We start from the raw sequence: 17,188 nt of genomic DNA, 5'->3' as shown, positions 1-17,188 counted from the left end.
CCGCTGGCCGGCATCCATGGCACCCTCGGCACCGACGGGTTGCCGGCCAGCGGCCGGCACCACCAGGAGACATCGCATGCAAGGCCAACCCGAATACAGCGGCGGTTGCCAGTGCGGCGCGATCCGCTTCCACGTGCGTGGCGCGCTGACCGACAGCTCGATCTGCCATTGCCGGATGTGCCAGAAGGCCTTTGGTGCCTTCTACGCGCCCTTGGTGTCGGTGCGCGGCGTGCAGTTCAGCTGGACCCGCGGCCAGCCGCGCTATTTCCAGTCGTCCAACGTGGTGCGGCGTGGCTTCTGCGCAGACTGCGGCACGCCATTGACCTACGAAGCGCCCGATGGCGTGGCGGTGGCTGCCGGCGCGTTCGACAAACCCGAACGCCTGCCACCGACGATCCAGTACGGGGTCGAACGCAAGCTGCCCTTCGTCGACAGCCTGGCCAGCCTGCCGGTACGGCGTACCGAGCAGGACATCGCGGCCCTGGACTTCCTGGCCACGATCGTGTCCCACCAGCACCCCGACCACGACACGCCGCACTGGCCACCGCGCAGCCGGTGAGGTTTGTGTAGAGCCGAGCCCATGCTCGGCGGCCTTGAAGCGCGGCCGCCACCGATGCTCTACCATAGCCACCCCCTTTCCGGTCCCCGCCCGCATGAGCAAGAACAGCCAGTGGATCGTCGGCGTCAACGCCGTCGCCTCCTCCATCGAGAACGACGCCGAGAACGTCCGCGAAGTGCTGGTCGAGGCCGGAGCGAAGAACCCGCGCCTGACCGAGATCGAGGAAAACGCCCGCCGCAAGGGCATCGACGTGCGCAAGGTGAACAGCCAGGCGCTGGACGGTGTGGGCGGCTCGGTGCGCCACCAGGGCGTGGCCGCGCGCTATGCCGCCGCCCGCACCTACAGCGAGAACGAGCTGGAAGGCCTTGTCACTGCGGCCGAGGGCAAGGCGCTGCTGCTGGTGCTGGACGAGGTGCAGGACCCGCACAATCTGGGTGCCTGCCTGCGCTCGGCCGCTGCGGCCGGTGCGACTGCAGTGATCATCCCCAAGGACAAGTCGGCCACGGTCAACGCCACCGTGCGCAAGACCTCGGCCGGCGCCGCCGACCTCATCCCGGTGGTGGCGGTAACCAACCTGTCGCGCTGCCTGAAGGACCTGCAGAAGCAGGGCGTGTGGATCTACGGTCTGGCCGGTGAGGCCACCGCGTCGCTGTACCAGCTGGACCTGAAGGGCAACATCGCGCTGGTGCTGGGCGGCGAGGCCGATGGCCTGCGCCGCCTGACCCGCGAGAACTGCGATGGCCTGGTCAAGATCCCGATGCCGGGCGAGATCGAGAGTCTGAATGTTTCCGTCGCGGCCGGCGTCAGCCTGTTCGAGGCCGTGCGCCAGCGCGGTTGATCTGTTGAGCCGAGCCCACGCTCGGCTATCGCATACCCGATCAGGAAAGCAGCCGAGCATGGGCTCGGCTCTAAGAAGCCGCTACCCCGCGCTGCCACCCAGTGCCTTGAACAGGGTCACGTCGTTGTTCAGCTGGCCCTGGCGCACGCGCGCCAGCGACAGCTCGGCATCGCGCCGGGTCTGCTGCGCTTCCAGCCAGGTGCGCAGATCGGTAGCACCCACGCGATAACGCACTTCCTGCGCGCGCTCCACTTCCACCGCTTCCTCGTACGAAGCCTGCGAGGCAGCGACCTGGCGCGCCAGCTGCTCGCGCGCGGACAGGGCGTTGTCCACTTCCGAGAGCGCGGTGTACAGCGTCTTGCGGAAATTGGTCGCGGCGATCTGATAGCTGGTGCCGGCGATATCGGTATCCAGCTGCGCGCGCTGCAGGTTGAGGAATGGCAGCGAAAGGCCGGCGCCCAGCGTGGCCACCGGATTGCGCAGTACATCGCCCAGCGAGGCCGCACTGGAACCGAGGCTGCCGGTCAGGCTCAGCGCCGGGTAGTACTGGGTGGCGGTGACCCTGATGGTCTTCAGGCTGTTGCGCAGGCGGAGTTCTGCCGCACGCAGGTCGGGGCGGCGGCCGAGCAGGTCGGCCGGCAGCCCCTCGACAATGCGCGGGCTGTGTGCGCCCAGCAGGTCCTGCGGTTCGTCCTGCTGGGGCCAGGGCGTGCCGTCCAGCAGCACGGTCAGTGCGTTGCGCACCTCCACCCGCTGCTGTTCCAGCGCGCTCTGCGAGGCGCGCTGCGATTGCAGGTTCTGCAGCGCCTGGCGCACTTCCAGGCGCGATACCGCACCGGCGTCGAAGCGGGCCTGCACCAGTTCGCGGGTGCGCTCCAGCCGCTCCAGGTTGGCCTGGCCGGTGGCGATCGACTGGTTCAGGTAGGCCAGGTTCCAGTACTGGGTGATGGTGTCGCTGATCACCAGCAGGGCGGTATTCTGCCGGTCTTCCTCGCTGGCTTCGGCTTCCCAGCGGGCGATGTCGCGCTGGGTGCGCAGGCGTCCCCACAGATCCACCTCCCAGCCCAGCGATACGCCGGTGGAGTAGCTGCGGCGCCATTCGTCGGCCTGGTCGGTGGCGCGGCTGGCATTGCCGCTGACGCCCGATGACGAAGGCTGCGGCCACAGCGCGTTGCTGGCCAGGCCGGCCTGCAGGCGCGAACGCTGCACGGCCAGGCCGGCGGCGGCCAGGTCGCTGTTGGCGGCCAGCGCCTGCGCCACCAGGCGGTCCAGGCGCTCGTCGCCGAAGCCGGTCCACCAGGTGTCCTGGCGGATGTCGTGGCCCGGTGTGTCCAGGCTGCTGCGCGGGTCGTCGGCCGGTGCGTTGAGGGTGGCATCGCCACGCCCATACTGGGCCGCCACGTCGGGATCGGCCACCGGATAGCGGCCGACAGAGGCGCAGCCAGACAGGGCGAGCAGAACGGCACCCGCCAGCAGCCGGCGCGAGGGGGCAGGGAAGGGCAGTCGGGTCATCATCTTCATTCGCGTGCCAGGGCCTCTACCGGGTCGAGCTGCGCGGCGTTGCGCGCGGGCAGGAAGCCGAATGCCACGCCGATCAGGGTCGAGCAGGCGAAGGCGGCAACAATCGAGGCGGTGGAGAACAGCACCTGGAAGTCGCTGGCGAAGCGGCCGATCATCGAGCCCAGCAGCAGGGCCAGGCCGATGCCGAGCACGCCACCGAGCAGGCACACCAGCACCGCTTCGATCAGGAACTGCTGGCGGATATCACCTTGTCGTGCACCGACGGCCATGCGCACCCCGATCTCTCGGGTGCGCTCGGTCACCGACACCAGCATGATGTTCATCACGCCGATGCCGCCGACCAGCAGCGCGATGGCGGCGATGGCGCCGATCAGCAGGGTCATCGTGCGCGTGGTCTGTTCGATGGTGTCGCGGATCTCCGCGCTGTTGCTGAGGAAGAAATCCTCGGTGCCGTGGCGCATCGTCAGCAGGCGGGTGATCGCTTCCTGAGCGGCATCCATCGGTGTGTTGTCGTCCACGCGCACGGTGATGCTGGAGACATGGCTCTGGCCGAGCATGCGCGACATCACCGTGGTGTAGGGCACCCACACGCTGAGGCTGGTGCTGCCACCGAAGCCGAAACTCTGGCGCTTGGCCACGCCGACCACGCGTGCCGGCACGTTGCCGAGCAGGATCACCTGTCCGACCGGGTCGACATCGGGGAAGAACTGGGTCTGGGTGTTCTCGTCGATCACCGCCACCTGGCCCAGGCCCTTGACTGCATCGGCATCGAAGAAGCTGCCACTGAGCAGAGTCACGCCCTTGACCCGGAAGAACTGCTCGCCGACGCCGCTGACCTGGGCGGTGGACGACTGGTTGCGGTAACGCGCGGTGACCGAGGTCGACACGCTGGGCGTGGCGCTGTCCACGTAGCTCTGCTTTGCCAGTGCATCGGCATCGCTGGCCTTGAGCGTCTGTACCCGCGCCGACCGCATGTCGCCGAATCCACGGCCTGGATAGACGTCGATGGTGTTGGTGCCGAGCGCGCTGATGTTCTGCAGGATCTGCTGCTGCGAGCCAACGCCCAGCGCCACCACCGAGACCACCGAGGCGATGCCGATGATGATGCCGAGCATGGTCAGGAAGGTGCGCAGGCGATGGGCGTTCATCGCCAGCAGCGCCATGCGGAACGCTTCGGTGAAGCGGTCGCGGGCCGCCCGCCAGCTGTTGCCGTGGGCGACGCCGGTACTGGCTTCGCGCTGGGCGCGGTAACTCGGCGCATCCGGATTGGCGCGGTCGGCAATGATCTCGCCATCGCGGATCTCGATGATGCGCTGCGCGTGCTGGGCCACGCTCATGTCGTGGGTGACGATGATGATGGTGTGGCCTTCGGCATGCAGTTCGCCGAGGATCGCCATCACTTCCTCACCGGATTTCGTATCGAGCGCGCCTGTTGGTTCGTCGGCCAGGATCACCTCGCCGCCGTTCATCAGGGCGCGTGCGATCGACACGCGCTGCTGCTGGCCACCGGAAAGCTGGCCTGGCTTGTGATGCATGCGGTCGCCCAGCCCCAGCCGCCGCAGCAGTTGCTCGGCACGCGCGTTGCGCACCGGCCCGGGACTGCCGGCGTAAACGGCCGGCACTTCCACATTGCCGCGCGCGTCGAGGTCGCCGAGCAGGTGGTAGCGCTGGAAGATGAAACCAAAATGCTCGCGGCGCAGTTCGGCCAGTTCGTCCGGCTCCATCTTTCCGGTTTCGCGGCCGGCCACTTGGTAGCTGCCGCGAGTGGGACGGTCAAGGCAGCCGAGGATGTTCATCAGCGTCGACTTGCCCGAGCCGGACTGGCCAACGATGGCGACCATCTCGCCGGCGTGGATGTCGAGATGGACGTCGCGCAGTACGGCGATCACATCGTCGCCGGCCGGGAATTCACGTCGCAGGTCGCGCAGGCGCAGCAGCGGCGCCGTCGTGCTCATCGGCGCCCCATGCCCGGGCCACCGACCCGCATCTGCATGCCGCCGCGGTTGCCGCCGGTGCTGGCACCGGCCGCACCGGCTTCGCCGACCACCACGCGCTCGCCTTCCTTCAAGCCGGACAGGATCTCGGCCGAGGCGCCGTTGTTGATGCCCACGGTGACCTTGCGCGGCTGCGGTTGGCCCTCGTCGTCCAGCACCCGCACCATCCGCTCATCGCCACGGCGCTTCGGTCCCAGTGCCACCGCCGGCACCATCAGCACGCCCTTGGCCTGCTTGAGCAGTACCGAGACCTGCGCGGTCATGTCGATGCGCAGCGTACCGTCCGGGTTTTCCACATCAAACAGCGCGTTGTAGTAGACCGCGCTGCTGGAACTGGAACTGGACGAACTGCTGGAGCTGGAGGAGCTTTCGTTGGCGATCGAGGCCGGCGCCGGATTGATCTGGCGCAGCGTGGCGTGATACTTGCGGTCCGGGTCGCCCAGGGTGGTGAAGTACACCGGCATGCCGGGCTTGATCTTGACCACGTCGGCCTCGGAGATCTCGGCATTGACGGTGACCACGTCCAGCCGCGCCAGCATGACGATGGTCGGTGCGGTCTGGTTGGCGTTCACGGTACGGCCTTCTTCGGCCACCACCGCGACCACGGTGCCGTCCATCGGTGCGGTGATGCGGGTGTAGGCCAGGTTGGCGCGGGCGGTGCCCAGCTCGGTTTCGCGGCCCTTGATCTGCGCCTCGTAGGACTGCAGTTGGGCGCGGGCGGTCTTCAGCTGTGCCTCGGCGGCATCGTATTCCTGGCGCGAGGTGGCCTCGGCGGCCAGCATCTGCTGCTGGCGCGCGAACTCCAGTTCGGCCTGGCGCAGGGTGGCTTGCTGCACCGCGCGCTGGGCAGTGACCTGGTCCAGCGAGGCCTGCGCGTTGAGCACCTGGTTCTGCTGGGTGGTGGCATCGATCTCGGCGATCAGGTCGCCTTCCTTCACGGTGTCGCCCAGCTGTACCTTCAGCGATTTGATCTGGCCCGAGGCCTGCGCGCCGACGCTGACCAGCTTGTAGGCGTCGATCACGCCGGTGGCATCCACCGTTTGTTCAATGTCACCGCGGCTGACCGGCGAGGTTGCCACCGCCGGGGCGGCGGGCTTGCGCAGCAGCCACCAGGCGGTCGCGGCGACGATCAGGGCGAGCAGGGCGATCAGCATCAGGCGACTCCGGTGGGTCGCTGGCAGCAGGCGGAACGTCACGTCGTGGCTTCACTCTCGAGGCCGCGAAGGCGGCGTTGATGGGCATTGTGAAGACCGGGCGATGGACGGCTCAATCCTCGGGGTATGTCTGTATGTAACACTGTCGGTGAACAGGCGTAACCACAGGTATCCCGCCCGCGGGTGGATACACTGGTACGCATTGCCCCGGATGCGGTTCAGCTGCCGACACGGGATGATCGCGACATGGAGACTGAAAACCCGATGCATCGACTGCTGATCGTCGACGACGACAACGACATCCGCACGCTGCTGGCCGAGCAGCTCGGCCGCGCCGGCTACCAGGTGAGCACTGCGGCCGATGGCACCGCCATGCGCCAGCTGCTGGACCGCGAGCACGTGGACCTGATCGTGCTGGACCTCAACCTGCCGCGCGAGGATGGTCTGACCCTGTGCCGTGACCTGCGTGCGCGTTCGAACACGCCGGTGATCATGCTGACCGCGCGCGCCGAGCCGATCGACCGCGTGCTGGGCCTGGAAATGGGCGCCGACGACTACCTGGCCAAGCCGTTCGAGCCGCGCGAGCTGCTGGCGCGCATCCGCAACGTGCTGCGCCGGACCGAGGCGCTGCCGGCCAACCTGGAACCACTGGCGGTACGCCGCGCGCGTTTCTCGCGCTGGGTATTCGACCTGGAGCATCGCCACCTGGTCGATCCGGATGGCCGCGTGGTGGTGCTGTCCGGCGCCGAGTTCCGCCTGCTGCGGGTGTTCATCGCCCACGCCAACAAGGTGCTGTCGCGCGAGCAGCTGGTCGCGCTCAGCAGTGGCCGCAACTACGAGGCTCAGGACCGCGCGATCGACCTGCAGGTCAGCCGCCTGCGCAACAAGCTGGGCGACGATGGTGGCCCGGATGGACTGATCAAGACCGTGCGCAACGAAGGCTACGTGCTGGCCTCGTCGGTCAACCTGGAATAAACCGCGATGAAGCGCCTGCGCCATTTCCTGTCCTCGATGGTCGGGCGGTTGTTCGTGATCCTGCTGCTGGGCATGGCGGTGGTTGCGATCGGCGCGACCATGCTGGCCACCTCCAAGCGCCAGCAGGAGTTCGAGCGGCAGAACCTGAACCGCATCGCCGACCGCCTGCAGGGCTACGTCAACCTGCTGGACGGCAATCCGGAGCTGCGCGAGCGCCTGCTGGCGATCGGCGGGCCGAGCGTGCGCGCGCTGCAGCCGGGCGCACGCCTGGGGCGTGCCGACACGGCGCTGATGGAAGTACTGGAAGACCGCCCCGGGCCGGTGTCGCGCGCGCACGTGCACTTCGCTTCGTTCCGCTCCTGCATTCCCAAACTGCAGGAGCTGCTGCCGCCGCCGCCGCCGGGCCACCGGCGGCCGCCGCGCGAACGCGACCCCGCGTTCATCCCGCCCAGATGCCGTGCAGTGGACGTGACCCTCAACGACGGCACGCTGCTGAAGCTGGCACTGGACTCGCCGGCGGTGGCGCACAACGGCATCCTCGCCGTGGACCCATGGTTCCTGACCCTGCTGGTGCTGGCGATTGCCGTGCTGGCCTATATCGTCGCGCGCATGGCCAGCGCGCCGCTGCAGGAACTGGCCGCAGCCGCAGAAGACCTTGGCGATGACCTGCAGCGCGACCCGTTGCCACTGCGCGGGCCGCGCGAAGTGCAGCGTGCCGCCGAAGCCTTCAACGCCATGCAGCACCGCCTGCAGCGGCACCTGGCCGAACGCACGCAGATGCTGGCGGCGATCACCCACGACCTGCAGACGCCGCTGACGCGGCTGCGCCTGCGCCTGGAGAATGTCAGCGACGAGGCCCTGCGTGAGCGCCTGATCGGCGACCTGGCGGCGATGCAGGCGCTGGTGCGCGAGGGCCTGGAACTGGCGCGCAGCGCCGAGAGTGCCGAGCAGCGCGCCGCACTGGACCTGGATTCGCTGCTGGAGAGCATTGTTGAGGACGCCGCCGAAGGCGGCGGTGATGTGGTCTTCGAAGGGGGCAGTGGTTCGGTGCTGATGTTGCGTCCGTTGGCCATGCACCGGCTGTTCTCCAACCTGGTGGACAACGCGGTGATGTACGCGCAGCGGGCACGGGTGCGGGTTGAGCGGAGCGGCGGTGCAATTACCGTGGTGGTGGCCGATGACGGCCCGGGCCTGGCCGAAGAGCAGCTGGAGGCGGTGTTCGATCCGTTCGTGCGGGTGGAGACCTCGCGTTCGCGCGAAACCGGCGGGGCCGGCCTGGGCCTGACCATCGCGCGCGCCCTGGCCGAGAAGGACGGCGCCCGGCTGTGGCTGCGCAACCGGGCCGAAGGTGGCCTGGAGGCGGTGGTGCAGTGGCCGGCCAGTGCCCAGGTGGTGGCGCCCGGCCGCGCCGGCTGAGTCGGCGCGCTGCGGACGGTGACGCCGGGGCCGCGGTTTGGCCTATCATCTGCGCATCTCCCCAGTCTCCCCCCGATGAGCCAGCCCGTTCCTGCCGGCATGCCATTGCACGCTGCCCGGCCGTTCCCGCACGCTGCCGCGTCCTGCAGCCGCACCTGGCCGCCGCCGCTGCGGTGATGGGCGGGCAGGGGGACAAGAGGCGCTGGGTGGAGCGCCGCGCATCAGGATTTAGGCGGGCACTGCGGCAGGGCCTGTTGTGGCTGCTGCTGGCCCTCGCGCTGCCGTTGGCTGCGCAGGAAGGCGCGCCCCCGCTGCGCGACTACGCCATTGATGTATGGACCTCGCGCAATGGCCTGCCGCACAACTCGCTGCGCGACATTGCGCAGACACCGGAAGGCCATCTGTGGTTCGCCACCTGGGAAGGGCTGGTGCGCTACAACGGCCTGGATTTCACCGTGTTCGACCGCAGCACGCGCCCGGGCCTGCGCGACAACGGCATCGGCGCCCTGTTCGTCGACCGCCAGGGCGGACTGTGGATCAGCGATTCACGCGGCAACGTCAGCCACCGTGGCAGTGATGGCCAATGGCGGGTCTGGGAGCACCAGGCCGATACGCCGCAGGTGTTGATCCAGTCCATGCAGATGGACAGCCAGGGCCGGCTGTGGCTGCTGTACGAAGGCAAGGGCATCGGCTACCTGACGCCGGACAGCGGCATTGTCTACCAGGCGCCGGCGGCGGACCTGCCGATGGCGATGAGCTTCACCAGGCTGGTGGTCGACGCGCAGGACCGGGTCTGGGTCGGTACGCTGGACGGGCTGGTGCTGCGCGACAACGATGGCGTGCTCAAGCGCGCCCCCGCCGCATGGGGGCTGGGTGCCGGCAGTGGCCTGTCGTGGCCCTACCGTGCGCCGGATGGCGCGTTGTGGATCGTCGCCGGTGAGCGCCTGTACCGGGTGGAGGACGACCAGCTGGTGCTGGTGCACCGCCTGCCGGGCCAGCTGCACATGACCTCGATGCTGCAGGACCGGCACGGTGACCTGTGGCTGGGCACCGAGAACCAGGGCCTGCTGCGCATCTCCGCACATGGCCTGGAGCGACTGCCGGCCGGCCTGAACCTGCCGGGCGGACGCGTGGTCAGCCTGCGCGAGGATGCCGAAGGCAGCATCTGGGTGGGCGCCAACGGCGGGCTCTATCGCCTGCGCGAAACACTGTTCAGCAGCTACACCGAGCGCGATGGGCTCAGTGGCGACTACGTGCGCACGGTATTCGAGGATCGAGATCGCCAGCTGTGGGTCGGCAGCGCCAGTGGCTTGGACCTGCAGACGCCGGATGGCCGGTTCCGTGCCGTGCCGCTGCACAACCGCGGTGGCAAGGCACCGTCCGTCCTGAGCCTGGCGCAGGGGCCGGACGGTGACCTGTGGGTCGGAACCTTCGGCGATGGTGTCTACCGGCTCGGCCGCGACGGCCACCTGCGCCACAACTACGCCGCAGCCGACGGCATGCCGGGTGGCAACATCCGCGCGATCAGCGTTGATTCCCAGGGCGTGGTCTGGGCCGGCACGCAGAAGGGCGTGGTGCGCATCGACGGCGACCATGTGCAGGTCTCGAACGTGCCGGGCATGCCCGGCGGCCTGATCACCGCGCTTGAGCATGACCATCAGGGCAACCTGTGGATCGGCACCATCGAAAGCATCCGCGTGCTGCGCGGCGACCACGTGCAGTCGATCGACCTAGCGCCGCTGGGCGGTGGCCGCAGCGTGTTCGGCTTCCACCAGCTGGGCGACGCGATGTGGATCAGCAGTGATCGCGGCCTTTACCGCTGGCGCAATGGCAGGCTGGCACGGGTCGGCCTGGAGCAGGGCATGCCGGTGGATGCGGTGTTCCAGCTGGTGCCGGATCGCCTTGGCAATGTGTGGATCAGCAGCAATCGCGGCGTGTTGCGCACCGATATGGCCACCCTCAACGCCGTGGCCGATGGCCGCACGCCGCGGGTGGCGGTGGAGCGTTACAACGAGATCGACGGCATGGCCAATGCACAGGCCAACGGCAGCTCCAGCCCATCGGCGATCCTGCGCCAGGACGGCACGTTCTGGGTGGTCACCGAAGGCGGCCTGAGCACGGTCGACCCGCAGCGCCTGCAGCGTTTCCGCGAGCGGCCATCGCCGCCAGCCGCGATCGAGAGCGTGCAGGTGGATGGCGCGCCGGTGCATTGGGAAGGGCCGGATCGCAACCATGTTCCCGGGGGGCGCCGGTTGGCGGTGAGCTATGTCGGCCTGAGCTACCTGATGTCCGACCGGATCCGCTATCGCACGCGGCTGGACGGGCTGGATGCCGGCTGGGTCGAGCGCGGCCCGCAGCGCAGCGTCGAGTTCGTCGGACTGCCGCCGGGCGACTACACCCTGCATGTGGCGGCCGCCCATCCCGGCGGCAGCTGGGGCCAACAGGAGGCGGTGTGGAGCTTCACCGTGGAGCCGTTCTGGTGGCAGCGCCGCAGCGTGCAGGTGCTGGCGGGGATGCTGCTGCTGGCTGGCCTTGTGGCCCTGTACCGGCTGCTGCTGCAGCAGCTGAAGGCCAGCAATCTGCGCCTGGCACGGCGGGTGGACGAAGCGACCTTCGACCTGCAGGCCAAGACGGTGCACCTGCAGGCGCTGAACCAGGAAAAGACCGAACTGGCCGAGCGCCTGGCGCGCCAGGCCGAAGCCTTCGAGCGGCAGGCCCGCGAGGATGCCCTGACCGGCCTGGCCAATCGCCGCGCCTTCGACGAAACGCTGGCGCGTGACTTCGCCCGGTCACAGCGCAGTGGTCATCCGTTGTGCCTGGTGGTGCTCGACATCGATCACTTCAAGGAGGTCAACGACCGCCACAGCCACAGCATCGGCGATGCCGTGCTGGTGCAGGTGGCGTCATTGATCGCAGCGGCCTGCCGCGACTCCGACCTGCCGGCGCGCACCGGCGGCGAAGAGTTCGCGCTGCTGCTCAACGACACCCGCCTGGAGGAAGCCGCACAGCTGTGCGCGCGCCTGCGTGGCCTGTTCCATGATCATCCCGATTGGGGCGGCGTGGCGGGCCTGCGTGTCACCTTCAGCGCGGGCCTGGTAGAGCTGGATGCCGACGACCGCACCCCGGCACTGCTGTACCAGCGCGCCGACCGCGCGCTGTACCGCGCCAAGAGCGACGGCCGCGATCGCACGAGCATCGGTTGATCGCATCCACGCATGGCGTGGATCTACTGGAGTGCCGCACCAAGCGGCGGTGCCGACCAATGGTCGGCACCCACCAAAGGAGTACCCACCACAGAGGTCGTCGGCAGCCCCAACGAGCGCAGCGATCCGCTGTTGCTCCTGCTTTTCTGATCTTTCCGTGGCACCCAGCAACGTGTCCGTGGCCGGACGGGTGGGCTGCGCAGGGGCGTGAGCCGCATGGATGCGGCGACCGAGCTTACATGGACGTACTTGCAGCGTCCCCTGCGCAGTCCACCCGCCCGGCCCAACTGATGATTCGCTTCACGCCACGAGGGGCTCCGCCGTTGGCCGCTTCACCGCGGCCAGGCGTTGGCGATGGTGCAGAACAGCCGCGCGGTCTGCTCGGTGTCATACACCGCGCTGTGTGCCTCGTTGGCATCCCAACCCAGCCCGGCGGCGGTGGCCGCACGCGCCAGCACGGTCTGGCCGTAGGCGATACCGGCCAGGGTGACCGTGTCGAACACGCTGAACGGATGGAACGGGTTGCGCTTGTGGCCGGTGCGGGCCACGGCCGCGTTGACGAAGCCGAGGTCGAAATGCGCGTTGTGGCCCACCAGGATCGCGCGCTGGCAGCCGTACTTCTTCATCGCCGCACGCACCGGAGTGAAGATGTGGTCCAACGCCGCTTTTTCTTCCTTGGCCAGCCGGAACGGGTGGTCGAGGATGATGCCGGTCACTTCCAGCGACTTCGGATCGATTTCCAGGCCCTCGGCTGGGACCACGTGGGCACTGGCGGTCTGGCCGGGGTAGAGCAGGCCGTTCTCGTCCATCTCGATCGGCACCGCAGCGATTTCCAGCAGCGCATTGCGCTGGCTGTCGAAGCCACCGGTTTCCACATCCACCACCACCGGCAGGAAGCCGCGGAAGCGTTGTGACATCGCGCGCTGCGCCTGGGGTACTGCGGAATCGGGAGCGGCGGCAGGTGCGGAGGGGGAGTCAGTCATGCGTGAATTCTAGCAGAGCGACCCTGAGCGCCCGGCCAGCCTTCTGCGCATGGGTTCCCTGCGTGGGCGTGTGTCGACCAAGGTCGACACCTACCGGGCACCGCACGCTCAGGATTCCGGTGCCAACCTTGGTTGGCACACGGCGCACCGATCATGGCCGGCATCTAGCGCACCGCAGGCCGTGCCGTCGTGACCGATAGCTGCCACCGGGCCAACCAGGCGTCCACGCTCAGCTTGCCGGCGCCAGTGAAGATCAGCGGCAGCAGCATGGCCATGAACAGCACCGGCAGCTTGAAGTTGCCGTAGCCCTGGTCGCTGATGGCATACCCCATCGCGAGGTCACCCAGCGAATTCCATTGCATCGGCCAATGCACCGCATAGGTCGCCACCACGGTCAGCACCAGCAGGCTGGCGGCGGCGAAGCGGGTACCGAAACCAAACAGCAGGCAGGCCGCGCCAACCAGTTCGAACCAGGTGGCCAGCTGCCAGTTCAGGGCAGCAGGCAGTTGGTTGAACGGGAACGGGAAGGCGTCCTGCAGGTCGGCGAACCAGTTCTGGCCGTGCAGCTTCTCACGGCCGGATTCGAAGTATTCCCAGGCCAGCAGCAGGCGCAGGCCCAGCGGCGCCACCCAAGGGGCGAGACGGTCCAGCCGGCCGCGCGCGGCGGCCAGGAGCGGCAGGTTCATCGTTGGATCTCCAGTGGAAGAGGCGTCAGGGCGGGGGTGCGAGCGGGCCGATCACGCCGGCCTGCAGGAACTGCAGCAGCAGTGCAGCACCGGGCTCGGCCAGTGCGTCTTCGGCCAGGCCGTGCGAGGTGGCCAGCTGCTGCAGGTACGTCTGTCCTTCCAGGCCGGGCCGTTCGCCGATGCTGGCCAGCAGGTGTACCGCCAGCGGGCTGAGCGCGGCGAATCGCACTTCACCGTCGGCTTCGCGGCGGACCAGCAGGCCGGTGGGTTCTGGAAGGGGCTGGGTCGGCGCATCCTCTGCACCGAGACGGTGCACCGGCCATTGGTACAGCAGCGGCCATGCCAGCGGCGAACGCCGCAGCGGCACCCGAAGTGGATCAGTATCGCCAGGCGCAGGAAGCGGTTCGGCCTGCAGCTGGTACAGCGCGGTTTCCACCCACTCGTAGTGCGCCAGTTCGGCCAATGCCGGGTGCGGCAGCTGTGGCTGCGCCTGCAGCCACTGCACAAATTCAGCGGCCAATTCGGTGAACAGCGGTGTCTGGCAGCGATGCGTGGCGAAGTAGTGGCGCACCAGGGCGCTCCAGGCCGGTTCGCCAAGCAGGCGCACGCAGACCGGGAAACCGTTGCTCAACAGGCCGAGCAGGTTGTTGAACAGCAGGTGCCGGTATACCGCGACCCGGCGTGGATCCAGGCCGGCCGGCGCAGGTACCGCCTGCGGGTCGCGCAGGTGTGCGGTGAACGCGTGCTGCTGCGCGCGCAGGGTGTCGGCGGAATCAATCATGTGCCATCCCGGCGTGCGTGGCCTGCAGGCGGCGGATGGTCTGCAGTTCGCCCTGCAGTTCTGCATAAGGCGGGAAATTGAAATCGCGTTCGAGCAGGGTGGGGCGCGGGCCGATGCGTGCATAGGTACGTGCCAGCAGCGCCCAGACCGGATCGATCACCGCGCTGCCGTGGGTATCGATTTTCAGGTCCGGGGCTTCATCCAGATGACCGGCCACATGCAGGCAGACGATGCGCTGCGCAGGCAGGCCGGCGATGAAGGCATCGGCATCGTAGCCGTGGTTGCAGGCGTTGACGTAGACGTTGTTGACGTCCAGCAGCAGGTCGCAGTCGGCTTCGGCGAGCACCGCATTGGTGAACGCCAGCTCGTCCATCGCCGGTTCCGGTGCCAGGTAGTAGGACACGTTCTCCACCGCGATACGGCGGCCCAGCAGGTCCTGCACCGTGCGGATGCGCGCGGCGGTATGGCGCACGGCTTCGTCGGTAAAGGGAATCGGCAGCAGGTCGTACAGGTGGCCGTCGTCGCTGCAGTAGCTCAGGTGCTCGCTGTACAGCGGCACGCGGTGCTTCTCCAGGAACCGGCCGACCTGTTCCAGCAGCTGGGTATCCAGCGGTGCACTGCCGCCCAGCGACAGCGACAGGCCGTGGCAGCTCAGCGGATGGCGCTGCGCCAGTTCAGCCAGGGCATCACCGGCCGGGCCGCCGACATGGATCCAGTTCTCCGGTGCGCATTCGAGGAAGTCGAAGTCGCCTTCCGGGGCGTCACGCAGGTCCTGCAGCAGCGCCCGGCGCAGGCCCAACCCGGCGGCCGCCGCACGAAGCGGCGACCGCGGGTGGACGAGGCTGGCGCGGACGTCAGTGCTTGCCACCGCACTTGCCTTCGCCGCACTTGCCTTCAGCCGACTTCGTGTCGCCGGCCTTGGCCTTGGCGCCCGCTGCGCCGGCAGCCTTGCCCTTGTCGGCACCGCACTTGCCTTCGCCGCTCTTGCCATCGGCACCACACTTGCCTTCGGCGTGCTTGGTCGCGTCAGCGGCCATCTTGGTGTCGGCGGCCTTGGCATCGGTGCTGGCCTTGGCTGCCTGGCCGGCCACAAGGTAGCCCTGGGCGAGGTCGCTCATGCTCAGCGCCGAGGCGCTGGCGGTCATGCCCAGGCCGGCGGCCAGGGCGGTAGCGGTCAGCAGGGACAGGGTCTTGTTGGAACTGCTCATCGGTCTTACTCCTGGGTGGTGGGCAGGTGCCCGGGGTGAAACGATGGTGCAGCGATCCTACTCAACGAATCCTCGCCAAGAACTCAAATTTTCGTGAGATTTGTTACAGAAGCATCCGGAAGGTCTGCGCCGGGCAAGCACGGCGCCCACAACGCGGGCGGAACACCGCAAAAAAGGAAGGCCGCTGTCACAGGACAGCGGCCACCTTGGAGTCGACTCCGGTGTTGCAGTGCAGCGTCAGGGCTGGCCGGTGCTGGAGGTCTCGTCACGCTTCTCACGCGGTGGCAGCGGCTGCTCGCCGTGCACCAGGAACCACACGTTCTCGGCGATGTTGGTCGCGTGGTCGCCCACGCGCTCCAGGTTCTTGGCCATGAACAGCAGGTGGGTGCACGGGGTGATGTTGCGCGGGTCTTCCATCATGTAGGTGAGCAGCTCGCGGAACAGCGCCGTGTACTGGGCGTCCAGGCGGGCGTCGTCCTCGCGCAGTGCCAATGCGGCCTCGGCATCGTTGTCGCGGTAGGCGGCGATGGCACGGCGCACCTGCTGCGCGGCCAGGCGGCCCAGCGCGCGCAGGCCCTGGATCTGCGGCAGCGGCGGCACCTTGCCCAGCGCGATCGAGCGCTTGGCCACGTTCGCTGCATAGTCGCCGATGCGCTCGATGTCGGCCGGGATGCGCAGGCCAGCGAGGATCTCGCGCAGGTCGCGCGCCATCGGCCCACGCAGCGCCAGGCGCATCACGTCGTGGCTGATCTGCTGCTCAAGCGCGTCGATCGCTTCGTCGTTGGCGATGATGCGATGGGCGGCGTTCTCGTCGCGTTTCTCGATCACGTCCATCGCCGCTTCGAGCTGGGCGACGGCCATCTCGCCCATGCGCACGATTTCGGCCACCAGGCGCTGCTGCTCCTCGTCGTAGCTCTTGACGATGTGGTCGTTGGGAAGGTTCATGGTTGTTCCGCTCTGTAGTGTCGAGCCATGCTCGACTGACGTTGTCTGTAGAGTCGAGCCATGCTCGACTGAGGTTTCAGCCGAAGCGACCGGTGATGTAGTCCTCGGTCTGCCGCTGCGACGGCTGCGAGAAGATCACTTCGGTGCGGTCGTGCTCGATCAGGTCGCCCAGGTACATGAAGGCGGTGTAGTCGGACACGCGCGCAGCCTGCTGCATGTTGTGGGTGACGATCACGATCGTGTACTCGTGCTTGAGCTCTTCCACCAGCTGCTCGATGCGGCTGGTCGAGATCGGATCCAGCGCCGAGGTCGGCTCGTCCAGCAGCAGCACCGACGGGCGCAGGGCCACGGCACGGGCGATGCACAGGCGCTGCTGCTGGCCACCGGACAGGCCCAGTGCGCTCTGCCCCAGCTTGTCCTTCACTTCGTCCCACAGTGCGCCCTGGCGCAGCGCCTGCTCGACTCGGTCGGCCATGTCGGCCTTGCTCAGCTTCTCATGGTGGCGAATGCCGTAGGCCACGTTCTCGAAGATGGTCATCGGGAACGGCACCGGCTTCTGGAACACCATGCCGACCTTGCTGCGCAGGCGGTTCATCGGATACTTCGGCGACAGGATGTTCTCGCCGTCCAGCAGCACCTCGCCGCGCGCTTCCAGCTTCGGGTACAGCGCGTAGATGCGGTTGAAGATGCGCAGCAGGGTCGATTTGCCGCAACCGGAAGGACCGATCAGCGCGGTAACGCGCTTCTCCGGGATTTCCAGGTTGATGCCCTTCAGGGCGTGGAACTTGTCGTAGTAGAAGTCCAGTCCGCGCGCGGCAAGCTTGACCGGAGCCGGGGTGTGCAGGCTCTCGTGCGAGGACGGCACGGCGATGCGCTGCATCGGCACGGCGTTGGAAAGGTCGTTCATGGCGTTATCCACGGAAAG

At 68.0% G+C, this 17,188-nt stretch carries 15 protein-coding genes; 5 read left to right on the top strand and 10 right to left on the bottom strand.

Annotated elements, in window-relative coordinates:
* The first annotated feature begins 76 nt into the window (after positions 1–76).
* Together A7X97_RS03835 and rlmB are read left to right on the top strand one after the other, a co-directional pair.
* The gene (locus A7X97_RS03835; protein WP_088497683.1) at positions 77–559 is read left to right on the top strand and encodes a GFA family protein; all 483 of its coding nucleotides are present in this window, start codon (positions 77–79) and stop codon (positions 557–559) included.
* A 94-nt stretch (positions 560–653) separates the two neighbouring features.
* Positions 654–1,397: a 23S rRNA (guanosine(2251)-2'-O)-methyltransferase RlmB gene (rlmB, locus tag A7X97_RS03830; RefSeq protein ID WP_005408775.1), complete on the top strand. Its 744-nt coding sequence runs from the start codon at positions 654–656 to the stop codon at positions 1,395–1,397.
* 81 nt (positions 1,398–1,478) lie between these two features.
* On the opposite strand, the gene A7X97_RS03825 is transcribed toward rlmB, so the two are convergent.
* Genes A7X97_RS03825 through A7X97_RS03815 form a run of 3 tightly spaced genes read right to left on the bottom strand, consistent with a single transcriptional unit; the run spans position 1,479 to position 6,108 of the window.
* Positions 1,479–2,918, bottom strand: a complete 1,440-nt coding sequence (locus A7X97_RS03825; RefSeq protein WP_111007607.1) for an efflux transporter outer membrane subunit — start codon at positions 2,916–2,918, stop codon at positions 1,479–1,481.
* Entirely contained in the window at positions 2,915–4,873 is a 1,959-nt protein-coding gene (locus tag A7X97_RS03820) for a MacB family efflux pump subunit (RefSeq protein ID WP_111007606.1), read from the bottom strand. Before A7X97_RS03820 ends, A7X97_RS03825 begins: the two co-directional genes overlap by 4 nt.
* Positions 4,870–6,108, bottom strand: a complete 1,239-nt coding sequence (locus tag A7X97_RS03815; protein WP_111007605.1) for an efflux RND transporter periplasmic adaptor subunit — start codon at positions 6,106–6,108, stop codon at positions 4,870–4,872. The genes A7X97_RS03820 and A7X97_RS03815 overlap by 4 nt, the downstream gene beginning before the upstream one ends.
* A gap of 204 nt (positions 6,109–6,312) precedes the next feature.
* Between A7X97_RS03815 and A7X97_RS03810 the strand changes: the two genes are divergently transcribed.
* The 3 genes from A7X97_RS03810 to A7X97_RS03800 all read left to right on the top strand — a co-directional run bounded on the left by A7X97_RS03810 (position 6,313) and on the right by A7X97_RS03800 (position 11,660).
* Positions 6,313–7,041: a response regulator gene (locus A7X97_RS03810; protein ID WP_005415886.1), complete on the top strand. Its 729-nt coding sequence runs from the start codon at positions 6,313–6,315 to the stop codon at positions 7,039–7,041.
* A 6-nt stretch (positions 7,042–7,047) separates the two neighbouring features.
* Positions 7,048–8,457: an ATP-binding protein gene (locus tag A7X97_RS03805; RefSeq protein ID WP_111007604.1), complete on the top strand. Its 1,410-nt coding sequence runs from the start codon at positions 7,048–7,050 to the stop codon at positions 8,455–8,457.
* A gap of 176 nt (positions 8,458–8,633) precedes the next feature.
* Entirely contained in the window at positions 8,634–11,660 is a 3,027-nt protein-coding gene (locus A7X97_RS03800; protein ID WP_111007603.1) for a ligand-binding sensor domain-containing diguanylate cyclase, read from the top strand.
* 332 nt (positions 11,661–11,992) lie between these two features.
* Here A7X97_RS03800 and rnt read toward each other — a convergent pair whose 3' ends face one another.
* The 7 genes from rnt to pstB all read right to left on the bottom strand — a co-directional run bounded on the left by rnt (position 11,993) and on the right by pstB (position 17,170).
* The gene (rnt, locus tag A7X97_RS03795; RefSeq protein WP_005408782.1) at positions 11,993–12,577 is read right to left on the bottom strand and encodes a ribonuclease T; all 585 of its coding nucleotides are present in this window, start codon (positions 12,575–12,577) and stop codon (positions 11,993–11,995) included.
* Between the two features lie 230 nt (positions 12,578–12,807).
* On the bottom strand, positions 12,808–13,329 hold the full coding sequence (locus A7X97_RS03790) for an HvfX family Cu-binding RiPP maturation protein (protein ID WP_072166783.1): 522 nt from the start codon (positions 13,327–13,329) through the stop codon (positions 12,808–12,810).
* 25 nt (positions 13,330–13,354) lie between these two features.
* Complete coding sequence (locus tag A7X97_RS03785) at positions 13,355–14,110, bottom strand: HvfC family RiPP maturation protein (RefSeq protein WP_072166782.1); 756 nt, start codon at positions 14,108–14,110, stop codon at positions 13,355–13,357.
* Complete coding sequence (locus A7X97_RS03780; protein WP_072166781.1) at positions 14,103–14,978, bottom strand: HvfB family MNIO-type RiPP peptide maturase; 876 nt, start codon at positions 14,976–14,978, stop codon at positions 14,103–14,105. Before A7X97_RS03780 ends, A7X97_RS03785 begins: the two co-directional genes overlap by 8 nt.
* Positions 14,965–15,318, bottom strand: a complete 354-nt coding sequence (locus A7X97_RS03775) for a hypothetical protein (RefSeq protein ID WP_069137970.1) — start codon at positions 15,316–15,318, stop codon at positions 14,965–14,967. Before A7X97_RS03775 ends, A7X97_RS03780 begins: the two co-directional genes overlap by 14 nt.
* Positions 15,319–15,555: 237 nt before the next feature.
* The gene (phoU, locus tag A7X97_RS03770) at positions 15,556–16,263 is read right to left on the bottom strand and encodes a phosphate signaling complex protein PhoU (RefSeq protein WP_005415893.1); all 708 of its coding nucleotides are present in this window, start codon (positions 16,261–16,263) and stop codon (positions 15,556–15,558) included.
* A 76-nt stretch (positions 16,264–16,339) separates the two neighbouring features.
* Complete coding sequence (pstB, locus tag A7X97_RS03765) at positions 16,340–17,170, bottom strand: phosphate ABC transporter ATP-binding protein PstB (protein ID WP_049411272.1); 831 nt, start codon at positions 17,168–17,170, stop codon at positions 16,340–16,342.
* Between the last annotated feature and the right edge of the window lie 18 nt (positions 17,171–17,188).

The organism is Stenotrophomonas sepilia (genome assembly GCF_003244875.1).
Taxonomy (GTDB): domain Bacteria; phylum Pseudomonadota; class Gammaproteobacteria; order Xanthomonadales; family Xanthomonadaceae; genus Stenotrophomonas; species Stenotrophomonas sepilia.
This window is presented reverse-complemented; position numbering and strand designations above follow the sequence as displayed.

Excerpts from the sequence above, each read along its gene's own strand:
- A7X97_RS03835 (WP_088497683.1), top strand. The coding sequence starts at position 77 with ATGCAAGGCCAACCCGAATACAGCGGCGGTTGCCAGTGCGGCGCGATC.
- rlmB (WP_005408775.1), top strand. The coding sequence starts at position 654 with ATGAGCAAGAACAGCCAGTGGATCGTCGGCGTCAACGCCGTCGCCTCC.
- A7X97_RS03825 (WP_111007607.1), bottom strand. The coding sequence starts at position 2,918 with ATGAAGATGATGACCCGACTGCCCTTCCCTGCCCCCTCGCGCCGGCTG.
- A7X97_RS03820 (WP_111007606.1), bottom strand. The coding sequence starts at position 4,873 with ATGAGCACGACGGCGCCGCTGCTGCGCCTGCGCGACCTGCGACGTGAA.
- A7X97_RS03810 (WP_005415886.1), top strand. The coding sequence starts at position 6,313 with ATGGAGACTGAAAACCCGATGCATCGACTGCTGATCGTCGACGACGAC.
- A7X97_RS03805 (WP_111007604.1), top strand. The coding sequence starts at position 7,048 with ATGAAGCGCCTGCGCCATTTCCTGTCCTCGATGGTCGGGCGGTTGTTC.
- A7X97_RS03800 (WP_111007603.1), top strand. The coding sequence starts at position 8,634 with ATGGGCGGGCAGGGGGACAAGAGGCGCTGGGTGGAGCGCCGCGCATCA.
- rnt (WP_005408782.1), bottom strand. The coding sequence starts at position 12,577 with ATGTCACAACGCTTCCGCGGCTTCCTGCCGGTGGTGGTGGATGTGGAA.
- A7X97_RS03790 (WP_072166783.1), bottom strand. The coding sequence starts at position 13,329 with ATGAACCTGCCGCTCCTGGCCGCCGCGCGCGGCCGGCTGGACCGTCTC.
- A7X97_RS03785 (WP_072166782.1), bottom strand. The coding sequence starts at position 14,110 with ATGATTGATTCCGCCGACACCCTGCGCGCGCAGCAGCACGCGTTCACC.
- A7X97_RS03775 (WP_069137970.1), bottom strand. The coding sequence starts at position 15,318 with ATGAGCAGTTCCAACAAGACCCTGTCCCTGCTGACCGCTACCGCCCTG.
- phoU (WP_005415893.1), bottom strand. The coding sequence starts at position 16,263 with ATGAACCTTCCCAACGACCACATCGTCAAGAGCTACGACGAGGAGCAG.
- pstB (WP_049411272.1), bottom strand. The coding sequence starts at position 17,170 with ATGAACGACCTTTCCAACGCCGTGCCGATGCAGCGCATCGCCGTGCCG.